The sequence below is a fragment of the Streptomyces sparsogenes genome (genome assembly GCF_001704635.1).
GTDB lineage: Bacteria > Actinomycetota > Actinomycetes > Streptomycetales > Streptomycetaceae > Streptomyces > Streptomyces sparsogenes.
This window is the reverse complement of the sequence record NZ_MAXF01000116.1, coordinates 63894-73536: the sequence shown is the minus strand read 5'-3', so window position 1 is coordinate 73536 and position 9643 is coordinate 63894. Positions and strand designations below refer to the sequence as shown.

The following is a 9643-nucleotide window of genomic DNA, read 5'->3' as shown; positions in this document are numbered from 1 at the left end:
ACCACCCGCCCCGCCGGTCCCACCACCCGCCGGTCCCACCACCCGCCGGTCCCCGACGCCCCGCCGGGCCCGCCGCCCGCCGCACCGCGTGGGCCCGGGCGCGGCCACCGCCCCCGCCCGCGCGGCCTGACGGCCGACTCGCTCGTGCCGGGCGTCGCGGGCCCGCGGAGACGGGGAGACGCCCCCTAGCGCTGATAGCGGGCGAGCACCAGGTTTCCGTCCTTCACCAGCCGCTCCTTCAGCTCCGCCATCCCGATCTCGCCGCCGTAGTACTCCTGGAGACCGGGCGTGGCGATCTTGTCCTTCCACTCGGGGTAGCCGCGCACCGTCTGGGCGGGCGCCGGGCGCAGGGCGGGCGCCAGGGCCGCGCCGGTCGCCCAGCCGTGCTCGCGGGTGCGCAGCGCCGGGTCGGCCAGGGCGCGCGTGCCCGTCGGCAGCAGCCAGTCGCCGCGCGCGAGCCGCACCATGTTGCGCGGCCGGAGGAAGAAGTCGATGAAGCGGGCCGCCTCCTCCTTGTACGGGCAGTCCTCGGCGATGGACAGCGTCTGCGGGCTGACGCCCTGCCGCTGGTCTCCCCCGGGCCCGGCGGGCGCCGGCAGGACGGTCCACCGGAAGCCCTTGGGGGCCTGCTGCACGATCTGCTGGCGGTACGAGAAGCCGAGCGGGACCATCGCGTACTTGCCGCCGAAGAAGCCGGGCAGGGTGTCCGAGCCGCCCATGCCGAGGGTGGCCCGGGAGCCGGTGCGGTCGGTGCCGAGCTGGCGGTGGATGACGGCGGGGACCGCCTGGTCGGCGGCGTCGAAGCGGATGGTGACCTTGCCGTCGGGCCGCCGGTGGAAGATCCGGCCGCCGGTGGAGAGGGACAGGTTCAGCGTCGCGGAGACGGGCTCCTTGAGCGGCCAGGCCACGCCGTAGGTGCCGTCGCGGGTCAGCCGCTTCGCGGCCTCCTCGAAATCCTCCCAGCTCCAGGGGTCCCGCGCGGTGGGGATACGCACCTTCGCCGCCGCGAGCAGGGCGCTGTTCGCCATGATCATGCGCGGTTCCTGGAGGAACGGCACGCCGTAGATCCCGGCGCCGAACGTGGCGGTCCGCCAGCTCTCGGCCGGGATGTCCTCCTTGAGGCGCCGGGGCAGCAGGTCGGTGAGGTCGGCGAGCGAGCCGCCGTACGCGAAGTCCGCGAGGTCGTCGGTCGCGTCGTGGATGATGTCGGGCGGCTCACCGCCCTCGAAGGCGGTCAGCAGCTGGTCGTGGACGCTGGTCCAGCTGCCCTGCACATACTCGACCCGGATCTTCGGGTGCGCCGCGTTCCACTCCGCAACGAGCTGTTTGTTCGCGGCGACGGACTCCTGCTGCCAGGCCAGGGACTGGAAGCGCAGGGTGACGGTGCCGTCGGCCGAGCGGCGGCGCCGGTCCGCCGCGCAGGCCGGCAGCAGCGCGGCGCCGGCGGGCGCGGCCAGCGCCCCGGCGAGGAAGTGCCTGCGGCGCATCAGTGCTTCACCGCCCCGGCCAGCACCCCGCCGGTGATCCGCCGCTGGATGACGGCGAAGAGGGCGAGGGAGGGGAGGGTGGCCAGCAGCGCGGCCGCGGCGAGCGGGCCGAGGTCGGCCACGCCCTCGGCGCCGATGAAGTGGGTGAGGACGACCGGCATGGTCTGCTTCTCCGGCGACTTGAGCAGGACGAGGGCGAAGAAGAACTCGTTCCACGAGGTGATGAAGGCGAAGAGGGCGGTGGCCACGATCCCCGGGGCGAGCAGCGGGGCGGTCACCGAGACCAGGATGCGCGCCCTGCCCGCGCCGTCCACGGCCGCGGCCTCCTCCAGCTCGCGCGGGAGGGCGCGGACGTAGCCGGTCAGCATCCACAGGGCGAACGGCAGCGCCCACACCACGTACACCGCCACCAGGCCCACGAGCGAGTCGATCAGACGGAGGTTCTTGAGGATCAGGAACAGCGGGATGATCACCAGCACCAGCGGGAACGCCTGGCTGACCACGACCCAGCCGGTGGCCGCGCGGGACAGCGCGGACCGGTGCCGGGCCATGACATACGCCATCGGGGTCGCGACGACGACGGCGAGCGCGGCGGCGCAGCCGGCGGCGATCAGGCTGTTGGCCGCGGCCCGCAGCAGCGGCTGCTCGTCGAACGCCTGGCGGAAGTTGTCCAGGGTGGGGTGGTCGGGGATCCAGCCGGGGTGGAGGGAGGCCAGCTCGCGGGGCGGCTTGAAGGCGGTGGAGGCCAGCCACAGCAGGGGCAGGAGCAGGAAGGCGAGGTAGCACAGCAGCGCCAGGTACTGCCCGGCGCGGGAGGCGCGCTTCGCGGCCCGCCGGTTCGCGGTACGCCCCGGCCGTCCCGTCCGCCCGCTCACGGTCCGCCGGTCCGCAGTGCGGGGGCGGGGGCTCATCAGTCGCCCGTTCACCGGTCGTCTCCCCTCAGCCGCCCGGCCAGATACACGGCGAGGAGGACGGACACCACCGCGACCAGGACACAGCCCATCGCCGCCGCGTAGCCGAACTGGCCGTAGCGGAAGGCCTCCTCGTACGCGAAGAGCATCGGCAGCCGGGTGCGGCCGCCGGGGCCGCCGTTGGTCAGCACATAGACCAGCGCGAAGGAGTTGAGGTTCCAGATGAAGCTCAGCGCGCTGATCGCGAGGGCTATGGGCCTGATGGCGGGCCAGGTGACGGTGCGGAAGCGGCGCCAGGCGCCGGCGCCGTCCACCGCCGCGGCCTCGTGCAGCTCGCGCGGCACATTGGCGAGGCCGGCCAGCAGCGCGACGGTCACCTGCGGCATGCCCGCCCAGACGCCGACCACGACGACCGAGGGCAGGGCGGTCGCCGGGTCGCCCAGCCAGTCCCTGCCGGTGCCCAGCGCCTCGTTGAGGACGCCCGCGTCCGGGTGGTAGACGAGCCGCCACATGACGCCGACGACGATCTCGGGCATCGCCCAGGGGACGATCGCCAGGGCGCGCGCCAGCCAGCGGAAGCGGAGGTTCTGGTTGAGCAGCAGCGCCAGCCCGAGCGCCAGCAGGAACTGCGGGACCGTCACCCCGACCGCCCACTGGAACCCGATGCGGAAGGACTCCCAGAAGAGCCGGTCCTGGCCCAGGTCCTGGAAGCCCCGCAGCCCGACCCACTGCGTGGCGCGGGTGCGGCCCGACTGGGAGTCGGTGAAGGCCAGCACGATGCCGTACAGGAGGGGGCCGACGCTGAGGACCAGGATCGGTATGAGGGCGGGCAGGACCAGGAACCACGCGCCGCGGCCGGGCCTCCGCTCCGGTGTTCCGGTACCTGGCCGCGTCGTCGCGGCCATTGATGTCACTGCGAAGGGCTCCTTCGGGCGCGGCTCGAGAACGGTGGCTCTCAACAACGGTGGTGGGGCGCCCGGTCGGGAGGCCCACGTCATCGTGCGGAGGGTGCGCGGCGCAGTCAAGCGTTCGGCTCGCGGTATGTGGTGCGAGACTTGGCGCCGCACGGCGCGCGGACGAGGGAGCACGGCATGGGGCAGGCGGCACTCACCGAGGAGCGGGCGCGGGCGGTGCTCACCGCCGCGCTGCCGCCGTACCGGGCGGGCACCGCCGGCGCCCGGCTGCTGGCGCTCGGCGAGAACGCGGTCTTCGCCCTCGACAGCCTGTCGCTGGTGGTGCGGATCAGCCGCGACCTGGAGGTGTGGGACCGGGCCGCGCGGGAGCTCCGGGTCGCCGACTGGCTGGCGCGGGAGGGCCTGCCGGCGGTGCGCCCGGACCGGCGCTTCGGCCCGGAGCAGCCCCTCCCCTTCGGCGGCCACCTCGTCACGTACTGGCGGCAGCTTCCCGAGCCCGTACGCCCCGCGGGCCCGCGCGACCTCGGCGAGGTGCTGCGGCTGGTGCACGCCCTGCCCGATCCGCCGTTCGCGCTGCCGGGCCGCGATCTGCTGGGCGGCGTGGAGCGCTGGCTGCGGCTGGCCGGGGACGCGATCGACCCGTCGGACGCGGCGTATCTGCGCGCCCTGCGGGACGACACCGCCGCGGCCGTCGCCGAGCTGACCCCGCGTCTGCCGCCCGGCCCGGTGCACGGCGACGCGCTGCCGCGCAATGTCCACATCGGGCCCGACGGCCCGGTGCTGGTGGACCTGGAGACCTTCTCGCGGGACGCGCGCGAGCACGACCTCGTCGTCATGGCCCTGACCCGGGACCGCTACGGGCTCGGCCCGGCGGCCTACGACGAGTTCGTGGCGGCGTACGGATGGGACGTGCGGGAGTGGGACGGCTGCGCGGTGCTGCGGGGCGCGCGGGAGGTCGCGAGCTGCGCCTGGGTGGCCCAGCACGCACCGGGCAACCCGGCCGCCCGCGCCGAGTTCGCCCGCCGGGTCGCCTCCCTGCGGGAGGGCGATCCCACGGTCCGCTGGCACGCGTTCTGAACCGGCGTGGCGTTCTGAACTGGCGCGGCGAGCTGCACCGGCGCGGCGGGCTGAACCGGCGCGGTGGGTGGGCAGGTCAGCCCGCCACCGCCCCGGCGCCTGCCTCGGCCTCGCGGAGCGGCCAGTGTCCGTCCACGACCGCGTCGGGCGTCTTGCGGCGCAGCCAGGCCTGGAAGTCGGCCGCCCAGCGCGCATACCACCCGATCTGCTTGCGGTGCAGATCCCACAGGTCGAGGCCGGCCACCTCGCCGTGCCGCTCCGCCACCGCGCAGGCGACGCGGACCGCCGCCAGCGCGTCCGCCCCGGCCTCATGGGCCCGCTCATGGACCACCCCGTACTCCCCGCACACCGCCTCCAGCGTGCGCTTGCCCTTGCGATAGCGGTCGACGGCCCGGTCTATCGTGTACGGGTCCACGACCGGGCCGGTCTCGGCGCCGCCCAGCCGCTCGCCCAGCGAGGGCAGGCCATGGCGCCGCAACTCGGCGGCGAGCAGGCTCAGGTCGAACGCCGCGTTGTACGCCACCACCGGCGCCCCCGCCCGCCAGTGGGCCACCAGCGCGTCCGCTATCTCGTCGGCCACCTCGCGCGCGGGGCGCCCCTCGGCCGCCGCCCGCTCGGTGGTGATGCCGTGGACGGCCACGGCGTCGTCCGGAATGGGCACGCCCGGATCGGCCAGCCACGCGCGCCGCCCGATCGGCTCCCCGCCCCTCACCTCGACCACGGCCGCCGTCACGATCCGCGACTCCCTCGGGTCCGTGCCCGTGGTCTCGAGATCGAACCCGATCAGCAGCTCCCGGTGCCAGCCCATACCGGCCCTCCTTTGTCGTACTTCCCCCTGGTGTGCACCACCCTCCCACGCACCACTGACAACGGGCCGGGACAACGGGCGCCATGGGTCCTCAGACGTCTGAGGACCCGTGTTAGAGTCCCGGCCGACGCACGTGATCGGAAAGAACCGGAAAGAGGTGGGGGGATGACGGAGCCGACCCGGCTGCGGCACGGCCGTGTCGTACCGCAGGTCGAAGGCGCCCTGCGGGACATGCTGCGCGAGGGGCGCTGGGAGCCCGGCGCGCGGCTGCCCAACGAGGTGATGCTCGCGGCGGAGCTGGGCGTCGGCCGCTCCTCCGTGCGGGAGGCCGTGCGGCTGCTGGCCCACGACGGGCTGCTGGACGTGCGCCACGGCTCGGGCACCTTCGTCGCCCGGACCGATCCCGGGCGGGACGGCGGACCCGACCTGCGGCACCTGCTGCGCCGCGCCCGGCTGCTGGAGGTCTACGAGGTCCGCAGGGCCCTGGAGGTGGAGGCCGCCCGGCTGGCCGCGCGGCGCACCCGCCCCGAGGACCTGGCGCGCCTCACGGCACACCTGAAGCGGCGCCAGGAGGCCACCGGGGGCGATCCTGCCTCCTTCGTGGACGCCGACCTGGAGTTCCACCGGACCGTCGTGGAACTGTCAGGCAACGCCGTGCTGCTCGGCCTGTTCACCTCCGTACTGCCGGTGCTGCGCGAGGCGCTGATCGAGATGGTGCGGTACGAGACCGGCCTGCCCGACCTGTCGTGCGCCCACGCGGACCTGCTGGACGCGCTGGCGCGCGGCGACGCCCCGGCCGCGATCGCGGCCACCACACGGCACCTGGAGTCCGTCATGGCCCTGGTCCAGCCTCCGGCCCGGCCTGCGGCGCAGGAAGGACCGAGGGCCCGGGAGGAGGCGCGATGACCGGGTCGGTCGTGCTGTGCGCCGAGGACGTCGACGTGGTCCGCGACGGCCGGCACCTGCTGCGGTCGGTCTCGCTGACCGTGCGCGAGGGCGAGCACTGGGCGCTGCTCGGCGCCAACGGCGCGGGCAAGAGCACCCTGCTGGGCCTGCTCGGGGCGCTCGCGCACCCCACCCGGGGCACGGTGCGGGTGCTGGGGCACACGCTGGGCCGGGTGGACCTGCGGGAGCTGCGCACGCTGGTCGGCCACGTCAACCCGCGCCATCCGCTGCGCTCCCCGCTGCGGGTGCGGGACGTGGTGCTGACCGGGCTGACCAACACCGTCGAGCCCGTCCCGCGCCGCAGGGTCGAGCCGGCGCGGCTCGAGGAGGCCGAGGCGCTGCTCGACACCCTCGGGGTGGGCGCCCGGCGCGACGCGCTGTGGCCCACCCTGTCCCAGGGCGAGCGCGGCCGGGTGCTGATCGCCCGTGCGCTGATGCCCCGCCCGCGGCTGCTGCTGCTCGACGAGCCGGCCACGGGGCTGGACCTGGCGGCGCGCGAGCAGCTGCTGGACAGCCTGGACGCGCTGCGGCGTGACCATCCGCGCCTCGCCACCGTGCTGGTGACCCACCATCTGGAGGAGCTGCCCGCGAGCACCACGCACGCGCTGCTGCTGCGCCAGGGGCGGGTGCTGGCGCTCGGGGCGGCCGACGAGGTGGTGACCTCCGAGCCGATCAGCGCCTGCTTCGGCCACCCGGTCCGCATCACCCGCGCCGACGGCCGCTGGGCCGCTCGTACGGGACGCGGCGGCGGGCGGGCCGCCGGCGCGGACCGCGCGGGCCAGGGGGCACCGCTCGCGGGCCGGGGAGGCCCGCCGCGGGCTCAGGACACCGGCCGGGAGTCCGCCCACACGCTCTCGAACTCCTCACGGTAGGTGCCGAAGAGCCCCCCGTCGCCGTCGCGGCTCGGGTCCTGCCCGTCCCGCACCACGCCACGGCCGCGCCCGGCGCCGCGCAGCACCAGGACCGGGGCCTCGATGCCCCGGGCTTTGCGCAGATACGACTGGACGACGGCCAGGCCGTCGGCGCCGTCGCCGTTGACCAGGTAGGCGGTGAAGCGCGGGGTCTCGTCGAAGACGTGGATCTCGAACGCGCCGGGGTCGCGCAGCCGGGCGCGGACCCGCCGCATGTGGAGGATGTTCATCTCCACCGAGCGGCTCATCTCGCCCTTCTTCAGCCCCAGCTCGCGCTCGCGCCGCCGCACCGCGCTGCTGGCCGGGTTGAGGAACAGCAGCCGGGCCCGGCAGCCGGCCTCGGCCAGCCGGACCATCCGGCGGCCGGAGTAGTTCTGGACCAGGAGGTTGAGTCCGATGCCGACCGCGTCCAGGCGGCGGGCGTTGCCGAAGAGGTCCTCGACGGGCAGCTGCCGCTGCAGCCGCACCCGGTCGGGATGGACCCCCACCACGTCGGCGTACCGGTCCCCCACCAGGTCCTCGACGGCGTCGATGGGCAGCCGGTCGGCGGAGGGGGTGCCGGTGCCGCTGCCGAGGATCTCCAGCAGCCGGGCGGAGGCGCGCTCGGCCTGGGCCAGGACGGTCTCGGTCAGGGCCCGGTTGCGGGAGACGACGTTGCGGGCCACCTCCAGCTCGTCCAGGGCCAGTTCCACCTCGCGCCGGTCGTCGAGGTAGGGCTCGAAGCAGGGCCAGTGCTGGACGAGGAGTTCGCGCAGCTGGGGCAGGGTGAGGAAGCTGAGGACGTTGTCGTCGGCGGGGTCCAGCAGATAGCCCTTGCGGCGGCTCACCTCCCGGACGGCGACGGCGCGCTGCACCCACTCCTGCCCGGCGGGCCCGGCCGCGGCGACGACCCAGTCGTCGTCGTGCACCGGTTCGTAGATGGGGCGGAGCACGGCGGCCACGACCGCGCGCAGCCGCTGCTCGACGAGGTTCAGCCAGATGTAGGCCCGCCCGGCCCGGCGTGCGCGGGTGCGCACCTCGGCCCAGGCCTCGGCGCCCCAGTCCAGTTCGGCTCCGATCTCCACCGGCTGTACGAGGGACACCGCGCCGGGGGGTGTGTCGGTGGCGCCGTCACCCCCGGGGCCCGTGTCCCCAGGGGGCAGCTCCAGCCCGCCCGAGCTCACCTGTGCACCGCCTTCCGCCCCCGTCCAACGATCACCGCAGACTACTGCGGCGGACGGGGGCGGTGCAGCTCGATCGATCGACCTTACGGTCAACCTTGCTCTTCTGTATGGCCGTTGTGATCGGACAGTGCAGAAGGCGTGAGCGGATTCATAGCGGTGACGTCGCGCGGGGCGAGCTGGAAGCCCTGCCAGTGCACCGGCATGGGCTCCTGGTCCTCGTCGCGGGCGATGTGGTGGAACCCGATGTTGACCCAGACGATCGGGTGCTTGAGGGTCTGGCCGTTCACCCACTTGTCGACGCTCTTGCCGGCGCCGGGGCCGCAGTCGCGCAGGTTGTGGCTGGCGAACTGCTCGCACTTGTTGTACTCGGTGAAGTACACGTCGTGCCTGGTGTAGCTGCGGCCGGGGAACTTGGTGGTGTGGCCCGGCACGATCTCGTAGCTGCGCGGGTGGCCGTCCTTGTTCTTGCCCGCGGTGGACACGACCCGCCACCAGCGCGCGGCGGCGGCGTCCCCGGCCAGCTCCTTGGTGACCTGGGTGCGGGTGGTCTTGGTCTTGGGCTTCTGGCCGCTGGCCGTGGTGGTCTTGGAGTCGTACTGCTCGATCTTGCTCTTGGGGGAGCCGTCGAGGCCGAAGTTGAGCCGCCAGAAGACGTTGTGGGCGTGGCTGGTGGCGTAGTCCTTGGCGCCCTTGCCGATCGGCCAGCCGCGGCCGTCCCCGGCGTCGTAGTCGAACGGGGAGAGCGTGCCGGTGGCGCCGACCTGCATGGTCATGGTGCCGTCACCGGAGAACCGCCACTCGGTGATGTACTCGTACCAGCCGACCTGGTTGACCGTGTACAGCAGCAGGTCCTTGCCCTGCATCTGGTAGACCTTGCTGCCGTCGTCGCTTCCCATGCGGTAGGCGTGGCCGCGGGCGCGGGTGGTGGCGCACAGGCCGTTGACGTCGGGGTGCTCCGGGTCCCAGGCGCCGGGGACGCGGACGGTCTTGATGGTGCCGCCGGGGCACTCGGCCGGGTCGAGCTGCTGCAGCCCCTGGGCGAAGAACTGTCCGGTCAGATCGTCGTACTCATTGCTGCCGTCGTCGTACGGCACATGGATCTGGCCGAGTTTCGCGCTGGTCAGCACCTTGATGGGGGCGGCCTCGCCCTTGGGCTGGTACGAGACGTTGTCGAGCACGAGCCCGGCCTTGCTCTCGTAGTGCCAGCACATCCGCCAGGTGGTGCCGCCGTCCAGCTTCTGTTCGATCCGGTACGCGGCCGAGCAGTCCGCGGCGGCGGCCGGGGCCTTCGCCGGCGCCTTCGGCGCGGCCTGGGCGGATCCGGCCGGACCCGCCGCGACGGCCGTGACCCCGATGAGGGCGGAGGCGCCCACGGCCGCCGCGACCCGGGCCCGGGTACGGCTGAGCCTTCTTTCAGGCATGGTGGT

At 74.2% G+C, this 9643-nt stretch carries 9 protein-coding genes; 3 read left to right on the top strand and 6 right to left on the bottom strand.

Translation table 11 applies throughout. From position 1 onward, the window contains the following. Positions 1-185: 185 nt before the first annotated feature. From BBH68_RS24150 to BBH68_RS24140, 3 genes are read right to left on the bottom strand one after another with little or no spacing between them, the layout of a single operon-like run. On the bottom strand, positions 186-1487 hold the full coding sequence (locus BBH68_RS24150; protein WP_065965581.1) for an ABC transporter substrate-binding protein: 1302 nt from the start codon (positions 1485-1487) through the stop codon (positions 186-188). Further along, complete coding sequence (locus BBH68_RS24145) at positions 1487-2398, bottom strand: carbohydrate ABC transporter permease (protein WP_425428838.1); 912 nt, start codon at positions 2396-2398, stop codon at positions 1487-1489. Before BBH68_RS24145 ends, BBH68_RS24150 begins: the two co-directional genes overlap by 1 nt. Positions 2399-2409: 11 nt before the next feature. Beyond that, on the bottom strand, positions 2410-3303 hold the full coding sequence (locus tag BBH68_RS24140; protein WP_065965580.1) for a carbohydrate ABC transporter permease: 894 nt from the start codon (positions 3301-3303) through the stop codon (positions 2410-2412). Between the two features lie 186 nt (positions 3304-3489). Here BBH68_RS24140 and BBH68_RS24135 point away from each other — a divergent pair, with 186 nt between their 5' ends. Beyond that, on the top strand, positions 3490-4389 hold the full coding sequence (locus BBH68_RS24135; protein ID WP_065965579.1) for a phosphotransferase enzyme family protein: 900 nt from the start codon (positions 3490-3492) through the stop codon (positions 4387-4389). A 76-nt stretch (positions 4390-4465) separates the two neighbouring features. Here the strand turns inward: BBH68_RS24135 and BBH68_RS24130 are convergent, their stop codons facing one another. Then, positions 4466-5197 (bottom strand): 3'-5' exonuclease, encoded by a 732-nt coding sequence (locus tag BBH68_RS24130; protein WP_065965578.1) that lies wholly within the window; start codon positions 5195-5197, stop codon positions 4466-4468. A gap of 165 nt (positions 5198-5362) precedes the next feature. On the opposite strand from BBH68_RS24130, the gene BBH68_RS24125 reads away from it, so the two are divergent. After that, complete coding sequence (locus tag BBH68_RS24125; protein ID WP_065965577.1) at positions 5363-6103, top strand: FadR/GntR family transcriptional regulator; 741 nt, start codon at positions 5363-5365, stop codon at positions 6101-6103. Further along, positions 6100-7014 carry an ABC transporter ATP-binding protein gene (locus BBH68_RS24120; protein ID WP_079151162.1) on the top strand — a complete coding sequence of 305 codons (915 nt, stop codon included), beginning with the start codon at positions 6100-6102 and terminating at the stop codon, positions 7012-7014. Before BBH68_RS24125 ends, BBH68_RS24120 begins: the two co-directional genes overlap by 4 nt. Here the strand turns inward: BBH68_RS24120 and BBH68_RS24115 are convergent. Both BBH68_RS24115 and BBH68_RS24110 read right to left on the bottom strand, forming a co-directional pair. Then, positions 6963-8216, bottom strand: coding sequence for an SAV2148 family HEPN domain-containing protein (locus BBH68_RS24115; protein WP_065965576.1), 1254 nt, complete (start codon positions 8214-8216; stop codon positions 6963-6965). The genes BBH68_RS24120 and BBH68_RS24115 overlap by 52 nt on opposite strands. A gap of 89 nt (positions 8217-8305) precedes the next feature. After that, on the bottom strand, positions 8306-9637 hold the full coding sequence (locus BBH68_RS24110; RefSeq protein ID WP_065965575.1) for a copper amine oxidase: 1332 nt from the start codon (positions 9635-9637) through the stop codon (positions 8306-8308). Positions 9638-9643: the final 6 nt, after the last annotated feature.

Bases quoted from the DNA above. Each gene is read 5' to 3' on its own strand.
- BBH68_RS24150 (WP_065965581.1), bottom strand. From the start codon at position 1,487: ATGCGCCGCAGGCACTTCCTCGCCGGGGCGCTGGCCGCGCCCGCCGGC.
- BBH68_RS24145 (WP_425428838.1), bottom strand. From the start codon at position 2,398: ATGAGCCCCCGCCCCCGCACTGCGGACCGGCGGACCGTGAGCGGGCGG.
- BBH68_RS24140 (WP_065965580.1), bottom strand. From the start codon at position 3,303: ATGGCCGCGACGACGCGGCCAGGTACCGGAACACCGGAGCGGAGGCCC.
- BBH68_RS24135 (WP_065965579.1), top strand. From the start codon at position 3,490: ATGGGGCAGGCGGCACTCACCGAGGAGCGGGCGCGGGCGGTGCTCACC.
- BBH68_RS24130 (WP_065965578.1), bottom strand. From the start codon at position 5,197: ATGGGCTGGCACCGGGAGCTGCTGATCGGGTTCGATCTCGAGACCACG.
- BBH68_RS24125 (WP_065965577.1), top strand. From the start codon at position 5,363: ATGACGGAGCCGACCCGGCTGCGGCACGGCCGTGTCGTACCGCAGGTC.
- BBH68_RS24120 (WP_079151162.1), top strand. From the start codon at position 6,100: ATGACCGGGTCGGTCGTGCTGTGCGCCGAGGACGTCGACGTGGTCCGC.
- BBH68_RS24110 (WP_065965575.1), bottom strand. From the start codon at position 9,637: ATGCCTGAAAGAAGGCTCAGCCGTACCCGGGCCCGGGTCGCGGCGGCC.